This is a genomic window from Streptomyces sp. DvalAA-14, from assembly GCF_900091855.1.
Taxonomy (GTDB): Bacteria; Actinomycetota; Actinomycetes; order Streptomycetales; family Streptomycetaceae; genus Actinacidiphila.
Window position 1 is genome coordinate 17,447 of record NZ_FMCH01000218.1, and the last position, 18,550, is coordinate 35,996.

The window sequence follows — 18,550 nt, forward strand, 5'->3', positions numbered from 1 at the left end:
GGGCGTCGGTGGTGGTACTGCGCCACGCGGCCCCTTCGGGCCCTGGACGGCCCTGCCGGGTCCCGCGTGGTCCTACTCGGTCATACGTACGGGTCCGGTACGTCGTTCAGTGATCGCCCGTCGCCGCGGCCAGCCGCACCTCGGCGCGGCGCTCGGCGCCGGCGTCGGTCTCGGACCTGGACCGCTCCAGCGCCCGCTCGGCCCGGGCCACATCGATCTCGTCGGCCAGCTCGGCGATCTCGGCGAGAATCGAGAGCTTGTTGTCGGAGAACGAGATGAACCCGCCGTGCACGGCCGCCACCACGGTGCCGCCGTCACCGGCGGTGCGGATGGTCACCGGTCCGGATTCGAGCACCCCGAGCAGCGGCTCGTGGCCCGGCATGATGCCGATGTCACCCGACGTGGTGCGGGCGATGACCAAGGTGGCCTCGCCGGACCAGATGCTGCGGTCCGCGGCCACCAGCTCGACGTGAAGATCGGCCAAGACGGCTCCTCGGGTCGGCACCCACCGCCTGCGGCGGATGCGTAAGACAAAGAATAGGGGGTGCGGCAGGGGGGCGGTCACCTGGGCTCTGCCGGGGCCGCCCCCCTGTCACGTGTGCCGGGTCACCGGCGGGCTCTCGTCAGTTGACGCCGAGCTTGGCAGCGTTGGCCTTCAGGTCTTCCAGGCCACCGCACATGAAGAACGCCTGCTCGGGATAGTGGTCGAAGTCACCGTCGGCGATCGCGTTGAAGGCCGAGATGGACTCCTCCAGCGACACGTCCGAGCCGTCGACGCCGGTGAACTGCTTCGCCGCGTGGGTGTTCTGCGACAGGAAGCGCTCGATCCGGCGGGCCCGGAAGACGGTGAGCTTGTCCTCCTCGCCCAGCTCGTCGATGCCGAGGATGGAGATGATGTCCTGGAGGTCCTTGTACTTCTGCAGGATCCCCTTGACCCGCATGGCGCAGTCGTAGTGGTCCTGCGAGATGTAGCGCGGGTCCAGGATGCGGGAGGTGGAGTCGAGCGGGTCCACCGCGGGGTAGATGCCCTTCTCCGAGATCGGCCGGGACAGCACCGTCGTCGCGTCGAGGTGCGCGAAGGTGGTGGCCGGGGCCGGGTCGGTCAGGTCGTCCGCGGGGACGTAGATCGCCTGCATCGAGGTGATGGAGTGGCCGCGGGTGGAGGTGATCCGCTCCTGCAGCTGGCCCATCTCGTCCGCCAGGTTCGGCTGGTAGCCCACCGCGGACGGCATCCGGCCGAGCAGCGTGGAGACCTCCGAGCCGGCCTGGGTGAAGCGGAAGATGTTGTCGATGAAGAACAGCACGTCCTGGTTCTGCACATCGCGGAAGTACTCCGCCATGGTCAGACCGGCCAGCGCGACCCGCAGCCGGGTGCCCGGCGGCTCGTCCATCTGGCCGAAGACCAGTGCGGTCTGCGGCAGCACACCGGACTCGGTCATCTCCGCGATCAGGTCGTTGCCCTCACGGGTGCGCTCGCCGACGCCGGCGAACACCGAGACGCCCTCGTGCAGCTTCGCGACCCGCATGATCATTTCCTGGATGAGCACGGTCTTGCCGACGCCCGCGCCGCCGAACAGGCCGATCTTGCCGCCCTTGACGTACGGGGTCAGCAGGTCGACGACCTTCAGACCGGTCTCGAACATCTCGGTCTTCGGCTCGAGCTGGTCGAAGGCCGGCGCCTTGCGGTGGATCGGCCAGCGCTCGGTGACCTCGGACTCGGCCTCCGGCTCGTTGAGGATCTGTCCCAGGGTGTTGAACACCCGGCCCTTGGTGACGTCGCCGACCGGCACCGTGATGCCGTTGCCGGTGTCGGTCACCGCGGCCTGGCGGACCAGGCCGTCGGTGGGCTGCATGGAGATGGCGCGGACCAGGCCGTCGCCCAGGTGCTGCGCCACCTCCAGGGTCAGCGTCTTGGTGCCGGTCTCGGAGGTGTCGGCCACATCGACGTGCAGCGCGTTGTAGATCTCCGGCATGGCGTCGACGGGGAACTCCACGTCGACGACCGGGCCGATGACCCGAGCGACGCGGCCAGTGGCGACGCCACTCGCAGCGGCCGATTCAACAGTGGTGGTCATAGTGGTCAGTCACTCCCCGCGCTCGCGTCGGCCAGGGCGCTGGCGCCACCGACGATCTCGCTGATTTCCTGGGTGATGTCGGCCTGTCGGGCCGCATTGGCAAGCCGCGTCAGCGACTTGATGAGGTCTTCCGCGTTGTCGGTCGCCGACTTCATCGCCCGGCGGCGGGCCGCGTGCTCGGAAGCGGCGGCCTGCAGCAGCGCGTTGTAGACCCGGCTCTCGACGTACCGCGGCAGCAGCGCGTCCAGCACGCCCTCGGCGGACGGCTCGAACTCGTACAGCGGCAGGATCTTGCCGGTGTTCTCGGCCTGCTCCTGCGCCGCCACCTCGTCCAGCGACAGCGGCAGCAGCCGCCGCGTGACCGGGGTCTGCGTCATCATCGACACGAACTCGGTGAAGACGATGTGCAGTTCGTCCACGCCGCCGTCGGCGGTCTCCTGCTGCACCGACTCGATGAGCGGCGCCGCGACCTCCTTGGCGTTGCCGTACTGCGGGCTGTCGCTGAAGCCGGTCCAGGACTGTGCGACCGGACGCTCGCGGAAGCCGTAGTACGCCAGCGCCTTGCGGCCGACCAGGTAGTGGTCGACCTCCTTGCCCTCCGAGCGCAGCCGCTCGGTGAGCCGTTCGGCCGCCTTGATCGCGTTGGCCGAGTAGCCGCCGGCCAGGCCGCGGTCGCTCGTGATGAGCAGGACCGCGGCGCGGGTCGGGTTCTCGGTCTCGGTGGTCAGCGGGTGCTTGGTGTTGGAGCCGGTCGCCACCGCCGTCACCGCACGGGTCAGCTCGTCGGCGTACGGCGAGGAGGCCGCCACCTGGCGCTGCGCCTTGAGGATGCGCGAGGCGGAGATCATCTCCATCGCCTTGGTGATCTTCTTGGTGGCGGTGATGGACTTGATCCGGCGCTTGTAGACGCGTAGCTGTGCGCCCATGATCAGCCCTCGACCAGCAGCGCGCCGGAGGACGTCTCGAACTGCCGCTTGAACGCGTCCACCGCGTCGGTGAGCACCTCGATGGTGTCGTCCGACAGCTTGCCGGTCTCGACGATCGAGGTGAGCAGCGACTTGTGCTCGCGGTGCAGGTAGTCCAGCAGCTCCCGCTCGAAGCGGCGCACGTCCTCGACCGGTACGTCGTCCAGCTTGCCGGTGGTGCCGGCCCAGATGGAAACGACCTGGTCCTCGATCGGGTAGGGCGCGTACTGGCCCTGCTTGAGCAGCTCGACCATGCGCTGGCCGCGCTCCAGCTGCGCCTTGGAGGCCGCGTCCAGGTCGGAGCCGAAGGCGGCGAACGCCTCCAGCTCGCGGAACTGGGCCAGGTCCACCCGGAGCCGTCCGGAGACGCTCTTCATGGCCTTGATCTGCGCCGAGCCGCCGACCCGGGAGACCGAGATACCGACGTTCAGCGCGGGGCGCTGACCGGCGTTGAACAGGTCGGACTCCAGGAAGCACTGGCCGTCGGTGATGGAGATGACGTTGGTCGGGATGAACGCCGAGACGTCGTTGGCCTTGGTCTCCACGATGGGCAGACCGGTCATGGAGCCGGCGCCCAGGTCGTCGGAGAGCTTGGCGCAGCGCTCCAGCAGCCGGGAGTGCAGGTAGAAGACGTCGCCGGGGTAGGCCTCGCGGCCCGGCGGGCGGCGCAGCAGCAGGGAGACCGCGCGGTAGGCGTCGGCCTGCTTGCTCAGGTCGTCGAAGACGATCAGGACGTGCTTGCCCTGGTACATCCAGTGCTGGCCGATGGCCGAACCGGTGTACGGCGCCAGGTACTTGAAGCCGGCCGGGTCGGACGCCGGGGCGGCGACGATGGTGGTGTACTCCAGCGCGCCGGCCTCCTCCAGCGCGGCGCGCACGCCGGCGATGGTGGAGCCCTTCTGGCCGATGGCGACGTAGATGCAGCGGACCTGCTTCTTCGGGTCGCCCGAGCGCCAGTTGTCGCGCTGGTTGATGATCGTGTCGATCGCCAGGGCCGACTTGCCGGTCTGCCGGTCGCCGATGATCAGCTGGCGCTGACCGCGGCCGATCGGGGTCATCGAGTCGACGGCCTTCAGGCCGGTCTGCATCGGCTCGTGCACCGACTTGCGCTGCATGACCGAGGGGGCCTGCAGCTCGAGGGCGCGGCGGCCGTCGGTCTCGATCTCGCCAAGTCCGTCGATCGGGGTGCCCAGCGGGTCCACGACCCGGCCGAGGTAGCCCTCGCCGACCGCGACCGAGAGCACCTCGCCGGTGCGGTGCACCGGCTGGCCTTCCTCGATCCCGTTGAACTCACCGAGGACGATCGCGCCGATCTCGCGCTCTTCGAGGTTGAGGGCGAGGCCGAGCGTGCCGTCCTCGAACCTCAGCAGTTCGTTCGCCATCGCCGAGGGGAGTCCCTCGATCTTCGCGATGCCGTCTCCGGCAACGCTGACCGTGCCGACCTCCTCGCGAGAGGCGGCGTCCGGCTGGTACGACTGGACAAACGTCTCCAGCGCGTCCCGGATCTCCTCCGGCCGGATCGTGAGCTCCGCCATCTGGGTTCCCTGCTCTCCTTGTTGGGCCCGAAGTTTCTGGGGGTTCCGGGGGATCTCCCCCAGAGCACACTGTCGGCCCAACTCGGGCCGCCTACATGCTTGTTGAGTTGGTGGCTGCGCCTGTGGCCGTCAGCCGGCCATCCGCCGGGCCGCCTCGTCGAGGCGGTCCGAGATGGCGCCGTTGATGACCTCGTCGCCGATGCGGACCCGCAGCCCGCCGAGGACCGTGGGGTCCACGTCCAGGTTCAGGTGCACCTGCCGGCCGTAGACCCTGGCCAGCGAGTCGGCCAGCCGCTGCCGCTGCCGGTCGCTCAGCGGAGTCGCCGAGGTCACTTCCGCGACCATCCGGTCGCGGCGGGCGGCGGCCAGCTTGGACAGCGATTCGATCCCGCTCTCCAGGCTACGTCCTCGCGGCGCGGTGACCAGCCTGGTCACCAGCCGTTCGGTGACCTGGTGGGCGCGGCCGCCCAGCAGCTCGTGCAGCAGTCCGGCCTTGGCCTGACCGCCGGACACCTGGTTGGCCAGCGCGGAGCGCAGCTGGCTGCTGCCGGACAGGATCCGGCCGAACCGGAACAGCTCGTCCTCCACGTCGTCCAGCGCGCCGGCCCGCTGGGCGGCGATCAGGTCGGCGATGTCGGCGAGCTGCTCGACCGCGTCCACCAGGTCGCGGGACTGCGACCAGCGGGAGCGGACCAGCCCGGACAGCAGGTCGAGGGCGTGCCCGCCGACCTGGCCGCCGAGCAGCCGGCGGGCCAGCTCGGCCTTGGCCTCGCCGGGCTTGGCCGGGTCGCTCAGCGCCCGGCGCAGCGTGCCCTCGCGGTTGAGCAGCGCGGTGACGGCGGCCAGCTCGGATCCGAGCTTCACGACATCGACGGACGTGTTGTCCGTCAGCGCGTCGAGCTGCTCGCGAGCGGCGTGGACAGCCTCCCGGCTCGCTCCGTTCATCGGGCCGCCTCTGCTGTGGGCGCCGCGCCGTCGAGGCCGTCGAGGAAGCGGTCGATGGTGCGGCTCTGGCGGGCGGAGTCCTCCAGAGCCTCGCCGACGAGCTTGCCGGCCAGATCGACGGCGAGCCTGCCGACGTCACGCCGCAGCGCGGCGGCCGCGGCCTTGCGGTCGGCCTCGATCTGGGCGTGGCCGGCGGTCACGATCTCCTCGCGCTGACGCTGGCCTTCGGCCCGCATCTCCGCGATGAGCGCCGCACCCTGCTCCTGCGCCTCCTGGCGCAGCCGCGCGGCCTCGTGCCGGGCCTCGGCGAGCTGGGCGCGGTACTGCTCCAGGGCATCCTGCGCCTCGTGCTGGGCGGCCTCGGCCTTCTCCATGCCGCCTTCGATGGCCTCCCGGCGCTCGTCCAGAACCTTGTTGATGTTCGGGAGGAGCTTCTTGGCAAGGAAGATGAAGACGATGGCGAAGGCGATCAGGCCGATGATGAGCTCGGGAATGGGCGGGATCAGCGGGTTCTCGCTGTTGCTGGCCGCCAGCTGTACCTGGGCGATCACATCAGTGCCTTCCGTCTGGGGGTTCCGTCGTCAGCCGAGATCAGGAGGGGTAGACGAACGGCATGACCAGACCGATCAGGGCGAGCGCCTCACAGAAGGCGAAGCCGAGGATCTGGTTGGCGCGGATCAGGCCGGCCGCTTCGGGCTGGCGGGCCAGCGCCTGGGTGCCGTTGCCGAAGATGATGCCGATGCCGACGCCGGGGCCGACAGCGGCCAGACCGTAGCCGATCGAGCCGAGGTTGCCCTTGATCGATACGGCGGCGAGCGTCGCGTGCGCGAGTGCGGACATGCCGGGGACTTCCTTCTCTTTCACGGACCGGTGGGGGTTGGCCACCGGAACATCTGTCAGGGTCGTGAGGGGGCGGGGAGCTCAGTGGTTCTCGGCGAGAGCGCCCTGCACGTAGTTGCAGGCCAGCAGCACGAACACGTAGGCCTGAACGGCCTCGATGAACAGCTCGAAGGCGATGAGCACGACGGTCATGACGAACGACACGCTCGCGTAGATGATCCCGATGCCGTTGAGCAGGTACCAGCTGGCGATGGTGAACAGCAGCAGCAGCGTGTGGCCGGCGAACATGTTGGCGAACAGTCGCACCGCGTGCGTGAACGGCCGGACCAGCAGGTTGGAGAAGAGCTCGATCGGCACCGAGAGGACCAGTACCTTGCCGAGGTTCTTGTCGTAGCCGGAGATGTTCTTCAGGGCGCCGACGAAGCCGTGCTTCTTGAAGGTCAGGAACAGCCAGGTGAGGTAGACCACGATCGCCAGGGACGCCGGGAACGAGATGATCGACGTCACCGGGAACTGGGCGAGCGGGATGATCGCCCAGATGTTCATGATCCACACCGTGAAGAACAGCGACACCATCAGCGGTACGTACTTCTCGCCGGCCTTCTTGCCCATCGTCTCGTAGACGATCCCGCGCCGGACGAAGTCGTACCCCGCCTCACCGATCATCTGCAGCTTGCCGGGGACCACCTTGGGCCTGCCGAAAGCGGCCCAGAAGAAGGCCACGACCACCACGGTGCTGAGCAGCGCCAGCAGGATCGGCTTGTCGAAGTGGAAGCCGTCGACGGTGAAGATCGGACGGAAGTGGAACGAGTGCAGTCCCGGGGCCGGAAAACCGCATCCCTCGAAGATGTGGCAGTTCGTCTCGAAGGCGAGAACCTGGTCAGCACTCACCGAGAGCTCCTTCAGCGTGACGCATGGGTACGGCAACCTCGATGTGTCGGCGCGGCGCTGGGCCGCGGAACGGCACTGGACGGGTGGTGCGGGTGTGGGGGCGGCGGGCCGGTACCGAACCGGGCGGTGAGCAGGACCGGGTCACCGCTCGCCGCACTTCAGCCGCAGTTGAGTCGGGACGATAGCAAATGAGCGAACGCCTCTTTACAGCGCCCCTACCCCGGGCATCACGGTGGTCGCGCGCGGCCGACGTCATGACGCGGTCCGCGCCGACTCGGGCTCCACGTAGAGGATCTTGGCCTTCATGTACGACCTGGCCTGCGCGGCGATCCAGACGAGCGCGGCGGCCAGCAGCGAGAAGGCGAAGGCCCGGGTGTTGAAGAGCGAGGTGTGCCGGAACGCGGCGAGCACGATCGCGAGCAGCAGGATCTGCACCGTGTACAGCGTCAGACCCATCATCTGGAACAGCGAGGGGTACGCCTTCGCGGTGCGCTGGAGCACCACCATCCCGATCGCCATGAAGGCGATCACGACCACTGCGCCGGCTGCGGCGCCGATCACTCCCTTGCCGCCGGCCAACGCACCGCTGATCACGGTGGCGATGGCACCGGCCGCGGCAGTGGGGACGGTGCAGTTCAGGAGAGTTCGGACGTCGTTGGACTGCATGGGGGCAGCTCCTCCGGCGGGAGTTGGGGGACAGCGGATGTCGTCGGAGACGAGCGTATCCGGGCCTGAGGACGCGCCTCACGCCGGAAGACCGTCGCACTGAGGTCTTTCGGCTTGTTTCCCGGGTTTCGTGAACGGTATCACAAAGTATTTGATCCGGTCTTTACCATGGAGATGTGCTGCCCGTCACACGCACGAGCTACCGACACGCCGCCCAACCCCGCACTCATACGAGTGAGTTGACCGAAATGCCCGAATTGTTCAATGGTCTCGCGGGAATTCACCCGGCGTTCGCGATGAATTCAGCGAATTCACTGACGGCTGTCCACCGGCCGGCGCCGATCGGGCAGCCGGGAGCGGTCACCGATCGCCGTCGAACCGTTCAGCGCCGGCGGATCACCGGCCAGCATCTCCTGCTCGGCCGCGGCGGCGGCCGCGGCCAGCCGGCGCCGGCGGCGCCGGTAGCGCGGCGGCACGATCGACTCGGCCCAGTGCGGGGCCCGCGGCCGGACCCGCGGCAGCAGCAGCACCACCAGGCCCAGCGCGCTCAGCGAGGCGATCACCACCACGATCCACAGGCTGGAGGAGTTCACCGAGAACGCCACCGCGGCGAAGGCGATCAGCGCCGACCAGAAGTACATGATCAGCACCGCCCGGCTGTGCGAGTGCCCGATCTCCAGCAGCCGGTGGTGCAGGTGGCCGCGGTCGGCGGCGAACGGGGACTGCCCCTTCCAGGTCCTGCGCACCACCGCGAGCACCAGGTCGGCGGCCGGAATGGCGATCATCGTCAGCGGCAGCAGCAGCGGCATGTAGACCGGCACCATGAAGTGCACGGTGCCGCGGGACGACCCGGTGAAGTCGGTGATCACGTCCGGGTCCACCTGCCCGGTGATGGAGATCGCCCCGGAGGCCAGCACCAGCCCGATCAGCATCGAGCCGGAGTCGCCCATGAAGATCCGCGCCGGGTGGATGTTGTGCGGCAGGAAGCCCAGGCACATGCCGATCAGGATGGCGCTGAACAGCGTCGCGGGCGCGGCGGCTTCGACGCCGTAGCCGTACCACATGCGGTAGGCGTACATGAAGAACGCGATGGACGCGATGCAGACCACGCCGGCCGCCAGGCCGTCCAGGCCGTCGACGAAGTTGACCGCGTTGATGGTGATCACGACCAGCGCCACTGTCAGCAGCGTGGACTGGACCGGGGTGAGCGCCACCGGGCCGATGCCGGGCACCGGCAGCCACAGGATGGTCAGGCCCTGCCAGACCATCACGCCGGCCGCGATCATCTGCACGCCCAGCTTGATCAGCGCGTCCACGCCCCACTTGTCGTCCAGCACGCCGAGCAGCCAGATCAGGCTGGCGCCGGACAGCAGCGCGCGCGGCTCGGTGGACTGGGTGAAGACGTCCCCGATGTTGCTCAGATGCGCGGCCACCAGCAGTCCGGCGCACAGTCCGCCGAACATGGCGATGCCGCCGAGCCTCGGGGTGGGTTCGCGGTGCACGTCCCGCGCGCGGATCTCCGGCATGGCACCGGCCGCGATGGCGAACTTCCGCACCGGGCCGGTCAGCAGGTACGTGACGGCGGCGGAGACGCACAGGGTCAGCAGGTACTCGCGCACGGGCAGCCTCCGACGTATTCGGGGGCGCAACCGAGATGCGCACGCGTCCGGGGGTTCCTCACAGCGTCACACCCTAGTGGTGACCGGGCCGGGACGGCGAACATCTCTAGAGACTCACAGGGAGCCCGGACGGTTGCACCGGCCTTCGGCGGGGTATTGCGGCGGCCGCCCGGGGCGTGCCCGGGACCGGCCCCGATCCGGCGGTCGCGGCGGGGCCGGCTGCACGGCCCTGACAGGGCCCTGCGGGCCCGCTAGACGGTCGCCGGCGCCGGAATGCCGGTCAGGGCGGTCACCACCGGGTCGAGCGCGGTGTGGATCTCCTCACCGATGCTGCGGAAGTACGAGACGGGCGCGCCGTAGGGGTCGTGCACCTCGTCCGCCTCCGCGCTGGGCGCCAGCAGCCAGCCGCGCAGCGCGGCGGCGGCCCGCACCAGCGCGCGGGCCCGCTCGGTGACCCCGCCGTCGGGCAGCGTGGCCTGGTCTATCGCCCGGACCAGCCGGGTGAACTCCTTGAGGGTGAAGGTGCGCAGACCCGCCGCGTGACCCATCGAGATCACCTGGGCCCGGTGGTCACGGGTGGCGGTGAGCACCAGGTCGGCGCCGATCACGTGGTCGTCCAGCAGCTCCCGGCCGGTGAAGCGACACGGATCGGCGCCGAACTCGGTCAGCACCGCGGCGGCGTGCGCCTCCATCGGGGCGCCCTCGTGTCCCCAGGTGCCCGCCGACTCCACCAGGATGCCCGCGGCGCCGTCGCCGAGCCGGCGGGCCAGGCCGTGCCGCATCAGCCGCTCGGCCATCGGCGAGCGGCACACATTGCCGGTGCAGACGTGCAGCACCCGGAAGACGTCATCGCTCTGCCCGGCGGTGACGTAGTCGGGCACATACCCCGGGATCCGCGCGGGGACCTGTCCGGGGAGGGTGAGACCCCTTATGGCACGCCCGTCGGGCGTCAACTGCGCTCCTGCAAGTCGGGGACGACCTTGCGCAGCTCCTCCGCGCTGATCGCCCCGGCCCGCAGCAGCACCGGAACCTTGCCGGTCACGTCCACGATGGAGGAGGGCACCGCGGCGGGCGTGGGCCCGCCGTCGAGGTAGACGGCCACCGAGTCGCCCAGCATGGCCTGTGCGGCGTCGCAGTTCTGCGGCGAGGGCTGGCCGGTCAGGTTGGCGCTGGAGACCGCCATCGGCCCGGTTTCGATCAGCAGTTCGATCGCGACCGGGTGCAGCGGCATCCGGACCGCCACCGTGCCGCGGGTGTCGCCCAGGTCCCAGCGCAGCGACGGCTGGTGCTTGGTGACCAGGGTGAGCGCGCCCGGCCAGAAGGCGTCCACCAGCTCCCACGCCGACTCGGAGAAGTCGGTGACGATGCCGTGCAGGGTGTTCGGCGAGCCGACCAGCACGGGCGAGGGCATGTTGCGCCCGCGGCCCTTGGCCTCCAGCAGGTCGCCGACCGCCTCGGCGTCGAAGGCGTCCGCGCCGATGCCGTACACGGTGTCGGTGGGCAGCACGACCAGATCGCCGCGCTTGACGGCGGATTCGGCCTCGCGCAGACCGGTGATCCGCTCGGTCGGGTCGGAGCAGTCGTATCGACGTGCCATCAGCTGACCTCCAAAGACGTACCCAAAGACATACCCAAGGACGGGCCCTGGGACGTACCCGAGGACCCGCTCACGGCCGCGCCTTCCGCGCCGTGGTGAACCGGGGGCGGTTGTTGAGATCGGGGTGGTCGGCCGCGTCCGCCCAGCCCGCGTCCTCCTTGAAGATCCACGGGACCTGGCCGCCCTGCGAGTCGGCGTGCTCGATGACGACGACGCCGCCGGGCCGCAGCAGCCGGTGCGCGGTGCGTTCGATGCCGCGGATGGTGTCCAGGCCGTCCTCGCCGGAGAACAGGGCGAGTTCGGGGTCGTGGTCGCGGGCCTCCGGCGCCACGTACTCCCACTCGGTGAGCGGGATGTAGGGCGGGTTGGAGATCACCAGGTCGACCTGGCCGTTCAGGTCCGGGAAGGCGCTCAGCGCGTTGCCCTGGCGCAGGTCCACCTTGCTGCCCGAGACGTTCTTGCGCGCCCATTCCAGGGCCTGTTCCGACAGCTCCACGGCGTGCACCCGCGAGCGCGGCACCTCCTGGGCCAGCGCGAGCGCGATGGCGCCCGAGCCGGTGCACAGGTCGACGATCAGCGGTTCGGCGACATCCATCGCGCGGACCGCGTCTATGGCCCAGCCGACCACCGACTCGGTCTCCGGGCGGGGCACGAACACCCCGGGTCCGACCTGCAGTTCCAGATAGCGGAAGAAAGCCCGCCCGGTGATGTGCTGCAGCGGTTCGCGCGCCTCGCGGCGGGCGACCGCCTCCCAGTAGCGGGCGTCGAACTCCGCGTCGGCCACGCTGTGCAGCTCGCCGCGCTTGACGCCGTGGATGTACGCGGCCAGCTCCTCGGCGTCGAAGCGCGGCGACGGCACGCCCGCGTCGGCGAGTCGCTGTGCGGCCTGCGCCACCTCGGCGAGCAGCAGGTTCACTGTCGCTTCCCCTCTCAGCTGCCGTCGCCGGCCGCGGCCAGCTTGGCGGCCGAGTCGGCGTCCACACAGGCCTGGATCATCGCGTCGAGGTCCCCGTCCAGTACCTGGTCCAGGTTGTACGCCTTGAAGCCGACGCGGTGGTCAGAGATACGGTTCTCCGGGAAGTTGTAGGTGCGGATGCGCTCGGACCGGTCCACGGTACGCACCTGGCTGCGGCGGGCGTCGGACGCCTCCCGCTCGGCCTCCTCCTGGGCGGCGGCCAGCAGCCGGGAGCGCAGGATGCGCATCGCCGACTCCTTGTTCTGCAGCTGGCTCTTCTCGTTCTGGCAGGAGACCACCAGGCCCGACGGCAGGTGGGTGATGCGGACCGCGGAGTCGGTGGTGTTGACCGACTGCCCGCCGGGACCCGAGGAGCGGTAGACGTCGATCCGCAGGTCGTTGGGGCCGATCTCGACTTCGACGTCCTCCGCCTCGGGGGTGACCAGCACGCCGGCCGCGGAGGTGTGGATCCGCCCCTGGGACTCGGTGGCGGGCACCCGCTGCACCCGGTGCACCCCGCCCTCGTACTTCAGCCGCGCCCAGACGCCCAGGCCCGGTTCGTGGTTGGACTTGGCCTTGACCGCGACCTGGACGTCCTTGTAGCCGCCGAGGTCGGAGGCGTTGGCGTCCAGGATCTCGGTCTTCCAGCCGGCCCGCTCGGCGTAGCGCAGGTACATCCGCAGCAGGTCGCCGGCGAACAGCGCCGACTCCTCACCGCCCTCACCGGCCTTGACCTCGAGGATGACGTCCTTGTCGTCGCTGGGGTCGCGGGGGACCAGCAGCAGCCGCAGCCGCTCGGTCAACTCCTCGCGCTGCTTTTCCAGCTCCTTCACCTCACCGGCGAAGTCCGGGTCGTCCACCGCGAGTTCGCGGGCGGTGCCGATGTCGTCGCCGGTCTGCCGCCAGGAGCGGTAGGAGGTGACGATGGGAGTGAGCTCGGCATAGCGCTTGTTGAGCTTGCGCGCGTTGGCCTGGTCCGCGTGCACCGCGGGGTCGGCAAGCTGCTTTTCGAGGTCGGCGTGCTCGCCGATCAGTTCCTCGACCGCCTCGAACATGATGGGGTCCCTGCTACGAAGGGGGCTGGCAGAAGTAGGGCTGCGGACGACAAAGCGCCGGTCCGGTCACCCTGGGGCGGGCGACCGTAGACCGGCGCTTTCGGGTCGCTACTTCTTGGCGGACCCGGCGGCCGCCTTGCCCTTGCCGAAGCGGGCCTCGAAGCGGGCCACGCGGCCACCGGTGTCGAGGATCTTCTGCTTGCCCGTGTAGAACGGGTGGCACGCGGAGCAGACCTCAGCGCGGATCTGGCCGCTGGTGTCGGTGCTGCGGGTGGTGAACGAGGCGCCGCAGGTGCAGGTGACCTGGGTCTCGACGTACTGCGGGTGGATGTCGCGCTTCAAGGGATGCTCCTAGGCTCGGGAGGGCGCCGGGTCGCATCCGCGGATTGCGGGTACGTGAACCGGGGCCAGCGGTCCAGTCTGCCAGGACCGACCGCATCTGCCCAAACCAGGGGCCGCCGGGATTCATTCCCCGGGCGTCCGCGCCGGGGCCCGGCCGGACCGGCACCCGCCCGTTCCCGGCCGGCCGGGATCGGTCAGGAACGGTGTCTTCGCAGGTCAGCCTCGCACAGGCTGCAGCACCGGTCAGTGCCCCCGGCTGGGGCGCGGCGTCGCCTTGGGGGCGGCGCCGACCACCTTCCCGGCGTCCGGGTCGGCCGCGACCGAGCCCTTGGTGACATCGGGCGGGATCGGCCGGTCCGCCCGCAGCGCGGCCCACACCCGGGCGGCCTGCCGGTCGATCGGCTCGACCCGGTTGGGGTCGCTGACCGCGTACCGCACCGGCAGCGTCACGGTGTACACCCGGCCGGGCCCCAGGTGCCGGGCGCTTTGGGCCAGGCCCATCAGCCGGCTCACCGAGCCGAGCGAGGAGTCGGTGGTGACCGCCTTGGTGGCGGTGTCGGCGACCGAGAACAGCTTGCCCGGGCTGTTCAGCAGGCCGAGCCCGTCGACCCGGTTCATCAGCGCCTTCATGAACGCCTGCTGCAACTGGATGCGGGCCAGGTCGCTGCCGTCGGCCACCCCGTGCCGGGTGCGGACCAGGCCGAGCGCCTGCTCCCCGTCCAGGGTGTGGGTGCCGGCCGACAGCTTCAGATGGCTCTTCGGGTCGTTGATGGCCCGGGTGGTGGTCAGCGGCACCCCGTCCAGCGCGTCGACCAGGTGTTTGAAGCCGGTGAAGTCGACCTCCAGGTAGTGGTCCATCCGCAGCCCGGTGAGCTTCTCCACCGTCTTGACCGCGCAGGCGGGGCCGCCGACCTGGTAGGCGGTGTTGAACATCACCGGCCCGGCGGCTGGCACCGTGCGCCCGCCGGGCCTGGCGCAGGCCGGCCGGGCCACCAGCGTGTCGCGGGGGATGCTGACCAGGCTGGCGGCCTTACGCCCTTTGCGCAGGTGCACGATCATCGCCGTGTCGGAGCGCGCGCCGCCGCTGTGGCCGTACTCGGCGTTGGCACCCGAACGGGAGTCCGAACCGAGCACCAGGATGTCCAGGGAGCCGTTGGGGAGCGGCCGGGGGCGGTCCCGGCCGAGGGCGTGGTCGATGTCGACACTGTGGATGTTGTGGTTCAGCCGGTAGTACAGATAGCTCGCGCCGCCGCCTGCGACCAGCACCAGGCCCGCCGCGGTCCCGGCCACGACGTGCAGAACCCGGCGGCGGCGTCTGCGCCCCGCTGAGGCCCCTACGGGGCTGGACCCGCTCTGCGGTGGCTGATCTCCCCGCATCGGCGGCACCTCGGCTTCCTGGTCTGAAATGGTCAGACATTCCATCGTGTGCCCTGATCCCCTCCCCCGGCATCCGGAGGGAAAGCCGAAGCGCCCGCGCGGCCCCTGATCGGGGGCCGCGCGGGCGCCATGTCCGGCACTGCGCGCCAGCTGTTCGCCGACGTCGCCGACTTCACCGGGTGACCGGATTCGCGGCGATGACTACGGTGCGTACTGATCCGTCCGATGACGGACGGTTCAGCCGAGCAGGTTGTACATGTTCCAGCCGGTGGCGATCTTCACCGACGGCTTGAACGCGCCGCTGCCCGCGGCGTCGGTGCCCTGGAACAGGAACTCCGACCCGGACGGCACCCGGGCCAGCAGGTCGGCCTTGCCGTCGCCGGAGAAGTCGCCGACGGTGGTCAGCTTGTCGTAGCCGTTCCAGCCGCCGGAGATCAGCAGCGGCGCCAGGAACGGCGCCGTCGCGTTGCCGGTGCCCCGCAGCAGGTACAGGTTCCCGGTGGCGCTGTCGCGGGCGAGTACGTCCGTGATGCCGTCGCCGGAGAAGTCCCCGTGCCCGATGACCAGGTTGTACTGGCTCCAGGTGAGGCCGGTCAGGACCGCGGCGTTGAACGTGCCGTCGCCCTTGCCGGAGTAGATCCACAGCCGGCCGCGCGAGTCCTCGGTCAGCAGGTCGGGGATGCCGTCGCCGGTGACGTCACCGGGCACCAGCATCGCCTTGAGTGCGCCCCAGCCGGAGCCGATCTTGGTGTAGCTGTAGGTGGAGCTGGTGTTGCTGCGGCGGCCCACGAAGGCGTTGCCCGTGCCGGACGCGCGCAGGACGTAGTCCTGGAACCCGTCGCGGTCGAGGTCGGCCTGGATCACCGTGTTGTAGTTCTTGAACGACGCGGGCGCGTTCGCCCGGGTCTTGATGTTCGTACCCGTCGACGCGTACACGTACGTCGCGCCGGCCGGGGTCTGGGCGATGACGTCCGCCTTGGCGTCCCGCGTCACATCGGTGTCGTTGATGCGCGGCTGCAAAGTCCCGTTGTACGTCGAGATCTTGGTGAACACGTCGTACGTACCGGGGGTGTTGCAGTCCTGGGTGTCGTCGCTGACGCCCCAGGAGACCAGACCGATCAGCTTGCCGCCGACCACCAGCGGGCCGCCGGAGTCGCCGGAGCAGGTGGTCTTGCCGGTGCTGTCGTCCCCGGTACCGCCGACGCCGCCGCACATCATGTGCCCGGCGATGTAGGCGTTCGGGTCACCCAGGTCGGTGTCCAGCTCGTTGGCGCAGGTGGTGTCGCTGTTCACCGGCAGAGCCAGGCTCTGCAGCGTCGGGGCCAGGTTCTGGCTGTCCGGCGCCGAGTCGGTGACGCCCCAGCCGTAGACGCGCGCCTGCGTACCGGCCGCGTAGGACGCGGAGTCGTTCGGCGTGGCCAACGGGAGGGTCGGCAGGTTGAACGGTGTGTCCAAGGTGAGCAGCGCGGTGTCGTTGTCGATCGTGGTGCCGTTGAACGACGGGTTCAGCCACTGGGACCGGACGTTGCTCAGCATGCTGCTGGAAGTACCGAAGAGCACACCGGTGTTGCCCACCACGTGGCCGTTCTTGACCCAGTCGAGTCCGGCCGCGCAGTGCCCGGCGGTGAGCACCTTGTTCTGGGCGACCAGGGTGCCGCCGCAGAACTCGAGGCCACTGCCGTCGGGCAGGTCGTAGACGAGCTGAACCATCCACTTGGCCTGGTTGATGTTGGTGCCGACACCACCGATGATGTCCGGCTTGACCGCGTTCCCGGTCGCCTTTCCGGTGCCGGTCCCGGTCGCTGCGGCCTTCGCCGCTGCCTTGTCGGTGCTCTGCTGGTGCTTCACCGCCGTTTGGATGCTGTCCCAGATCTGGGCATGCGTGGCGGTGCTCCCCCCCTGGCCGTCGGCCACGGGGCCGGCCTGGGCCGGTGCCGTCAGGATCAGACTCGCGACGCCGACGGCCAGCGCGGTGAGCGGGGCGGCGACGGCGATACGGGCCCGCCGGCCACCCTTGAGGAAGTGAGTCACATGGCTCCTGTCGTGGAAGAAAAACGCCCGGTAACCGTCAAAGGAACATGGCGGCACCGGACTTGCGCACAGATGGTTCCCCCCATCCTGTGACTGGCAGATCATATGACCAACAAAGGAACCGCCCCCCGGGAAGGTCCCGGGGGGCGGGTAAAATTCAGGCAAACAGCCTGGGTTGAGCGTTTCGACGACCAGCGGGCCGGTCAACGGCCCCGGCCCGGCCGTCAGTCGTTGTTCTGGCCGGGCGTCGTCTTGGCGATCTGCATCAGGAACTCGGCGTTGGACTTGGTCTGCTTCATCTTGTCCAGCAGCAGCTCGATCGCCTGCTGCGAGTCCAGCGCGTGCAGCACCCGGCGGAGCTTCCACACGATGCCGAGCTCGTCGCGGTCCAGCAGGATCTCTTCCTTGCGGGTGCCGGACGGGTCCACGTCCACCGCCGGGAAGATCCGCTTGTCGGCGAGCTTGCGGTCGAGCTTGAGCTCCATGTTGCCGGTGCCCTTGAACTCCTCGAAGATCACCTCGTCCATCCGCGAGCCGGTCTCGACCAGCGCGGTGGCCAGGATGGTCAGCGAACCGCCGTCCTCGATGTTGCGCGCCGCGCCGAAGAAGCGCTTCGGCGGGTAGAGCGCGGTCGAGTCGACACCACCGGACAGGATGCGGCCGGAGGCCGGCGCTGCCAGGTTGTAGGCACGGCCCAGACGGGTGATGGAGTCCAGCAGGACCACCACGTCGTGTCCCAGCTCCACCAGCCGCTTGGCCCGCTCGATGGCCAGCTCGGCGACGGTGGTGTGGTCCTCGGCGGGCCGGTCGAAGGTCGAGGAGATGACCTCGCCCTTCACCGACCGCTGCATGTCGGTGACCTCTTCCGGACGCTCGTCCACCAGGACGACCATCAGGTGGCACTCCGGGTTGTTGGTGGTGATCGCGTTGGCGATCGCCTGCATGATCATGGTCTTACCGGTCTTCGGCGGGGCCACGATCAGACCGCGCTGGCCCTTGCCGATCGGCGACACCAGATCGACGATCCGGGTGGTCAGCACGCCCGGGTCGGTCTCCAGCCGGAGCCGGTCCTGCGGGTACAGCGGAGTGAGCTTGTTGAACTCCGGACGGCCGCGGCCGGAGTCGGCGCCCATGCCGTTGGCGGAGTCCAGCCGGACCAGCGCGTTGAACTTCTCGCGCCGCTCGCCGTCCTTGGGCTGCCGTACGGCGCCGGTGACGTGGTCGCCCTTGCGCAGGCCGTTCTTGCGGACCTGGGCCAGCGAGACGTACACGTCGTTCGGACCGGGCAGGTAGCCTGAGGTCCGGATGAAGGCGTAGTTGTCGAGGATGTCGAGGATGCCGGCCACCGGGATCAGCACGTCGTCGTCGGCGACCTGCGGCTCGCCGCCGCCACCGAACTCCTCGCGGCGGTTGCCGCGGCCCCGGCGGTCGCGGTAACGGCCCCGGCGACGGCCGCGGCCGTCCCCGAACTCGTCGTCGTCCTGCGGGCCGCCGCCCTGGCCGCCCTGCTGCTGGCTCTGGCCGTTCTGGCTCTGACCGCCCTGCTGCTGGCTCTGGCCGTTCTGGCCCGGGCCGCCCTGGCCGCCGCCCTGCTGCTGCCGGTCGCGGTCACCGCGGCCCTGGCGGTTGCCGCCGTCGGCGCCGTCCTCGCCGCGGT

The 18,550-nt window shown here is 69.8% G+C and carries 18 protein-coding genes; all 18 read right to left on the reverse strand.

Features of this window, described 5'->3' with window-relative positions:
• Positions 1 to 106: 106 nt before the first annotated feature.
• Positions 107 to 484: a F0F1 ATP synthase subunit epsilon gene (locus GA0115240_RS10995; protein WP_093736486.1), complete on the reverse strand. Its 378-nt coding sequence runs from the start codon at positions 482 to 484 to the stop codon at positions 107 to 109.
• A 139-nt stretch (positions 485 to 623) separates the two neighbouring features.
• On the reverse strand, positions 624 to 2,075 hold the full coding sequence (atpD, locus tag GA0115240_RS11000; RefSeq protein ID WP_093736487.1) for a F0F1 ATP synthase subunit beta: 1,452 nt from the start codon (positions 2,073 to 2,075) through the stop codon (positions 624 to 626).
• A 5-nt stretch (positions 2,076 to 2,080) separates the two neighbouring features.
• Positions 2,081 to 3,001, reverse strand: coding sequence for a F0F1 ATP synthase subunit gamma (locus GA0115240_RS11005; RefSeq protein WP_093736488.1), 921 nt, complete (start codon positions 2,999 to 3,001; stop codon positions 2,081 to 2,083).
• A 2-nt stretch (positions 3,002 to 3,003) separates the two neighbouring features.
• Positions 3,004 to 4,575, reverse strand: coding sequence for a F0F1 ATP synthase subunit alpha (atpA, locus tag GA0115240_RS11010; RefSeq protein ID WP_093736489.1), 1,572 nt, complete (start codon positions 4,573 to 4,575; stop codon positions 3,004 to 3,006).
• Positions 4,576 to 4,704: 129 nt separating this feature from the next.
• Positions 4,705 to 5,520: a F0F1 ATP synthase subunit delta gene (locus GA0115240_RS11015; RefSeq protein ID WP_093736490.1), complete on the reverse strand. Its 816-nt coding sequence runs from the start codon at positions 5,518 to 5,520 to the stop codon at positions 4,705 to 4,707.
• Positions 5,517 to 6,071, reverse strand: coding sequence for a F0F1 ATP synthase subunit B (locus GA0115240_RS11020; protein WP_093736491.1), 555 nt, complete (start codon positions 6,069 to 6,071; stop codon positions 5,517 to 5,519). Before GA0115240_RS11020 ends, GA0115240_RS11015 begins: the two co-directional genes overlap by 4 nt.
• Before the next feature lie 40 nt (positions 6,072 to 6,111).
• Positions 6,112 to 6,360, reverse strand: coding sequence for a F0F1 ATP synthase subunit C (locus GA0115240_RS11025; protein WP_093736492.1), 249 nt, complete (start codon positions 6,358 to 6,360; stop codon positions 6,112 to 6,114).
• Between the two features lie 81 nt (positions 6,361 to 6,441).
• On the reverse strand, positions 6,442 to 7,251 hold the full coding sequence (gene atpB / locus GA0115240_RS11030; protein ID WP_093736493.1) for a F0F1 ATP synthase subunit A: 810 nt from the start codon (positions 7,249 to 7,251) through the stop codon (positions 6,442 to 6,444).
• Positions 7,252 to 7,503: 252 nt separating this feature from the next.
• The gene (locus tag GA0115240_RS11035) at positions 7,504 to 7,917 is read right to left on the reverse strand and encodes a hypothetical protein (RefSeq protein ID WP_093736494.1); all 414 of its coding nucleotides are present in this window, start codon (positions 7,915 to 7,917) and stop codon (positions 7,504 to 7,506) included.
• A gap of 311 nt (positions 7,918 to 8,228) precedes the next feature.
• Positions 8,229 to 9,536 (reverse strand): MraY family glycosyltransferase, encoded by a 1,308-nt coding sequence (locus tag GA0115240_RS11040; protein WP_093736495.1) that lies wholly within the window; start codon positions 9,534 to 9,536, stop codon positions 8,229 to 8,231.
• Between the two features lie 251 nt (positions 9,537 to 9,787).
• Positions 9,788 to 10,429 (reverse strand): arsenate reductase/protein-tyrosine-phosphatase family protein, encoded by a 642-nt coding sequence (locus GA0115240_RS11045; protein ID WP_370673316.1) that lies wholly within the window; start codon positions 10,427 to 10,429, stop codon positions 9,788 to 9,790.
• A gap of 56 nt (positions 10,430 to 10,485) precedes the next feature.
• A complete protein-coding gene (locus tag GA0115240_RS11050) occupies positions 10,486 to 11,133 on the reverse strand; it encodes an L-threonylcarbamoyladenylate synthase (protein ID WP_093736497.1) in 648 nt (215 codons plus the stop codon).
• A 70-nt stretch (positions 11,134 to 11,203) separates the two neighbouring features.
• Positions 11,204 to 12,049, reverse strand: coding sequence for a peptide chain release factor N(5)-glutamine methyltransferase (gene prmC, locus GA0115240_RS11055; RefSeq protein ID WP_093736498.1), 846 nt, complete (start codon positions 12,047 to 12,049; stop codon positions 11,204 to 11,206).
• A gap of 14 nt (positions 12,050 to 12,063) precedes the next feature.
• A complete protein-coding gene (prfA, locus tag GA0115240_RS11060) occupies positions 12,064 to 13,143 on the reverse strand; it encodes a peptide chain release factor 1 (RefSeq protein ID WP_093736499.1) in 1,080 nt (359 codons plus the stop codon).
• 108 nt (positions 13,144 to 13,251) lie between these two features.
• Entirely contained in the window at positions 13,252 to 13,485 is a 234-nt protein-coding gene (rpmE, locus tag GA0115240_RS11065) for a 50S ribosomal protein L31 (RefSeq protein WP_093736500.1), read from the reverse strand.
• Positions 13,486 to 13,728: 243 nt separating this feature from the next.
• Positions 13,729 to 14,862: an LCP family protein gene (locus GA0115240_RS11070; protein ID WP_093736504.1), complete on the reverse strand. Its 1,134-nt coding sequence runs from the start codon at positions 14,860 to 14,862 to the stop codon at positions 13,729 to 13,731.
• A 237-nt stretch (positions 14,863 to 15,099) separates the two neighbouring features.
• A complete protein-coding gene (locus tag GA0115240_RS11075) occupies positions 15,100 to 16,893 on the reverse strand; it encodes a trypsin-like serine protease (protein WP_161302160.1) in 1,794 nt (597 codons plus the stop codon).
• A 224-nt stretch (positions 16,894 to 17,117) separates the two neighbouring features.
• Positions 17,118 to 18,550 (reverse strand): transcription termination factor Rho (gene rho / locus GA0115240_RS11080; RefSeq protein ID WP_093736502.1); only part of this gene is annotated, 1,433 nt, incomplete at its 5' end.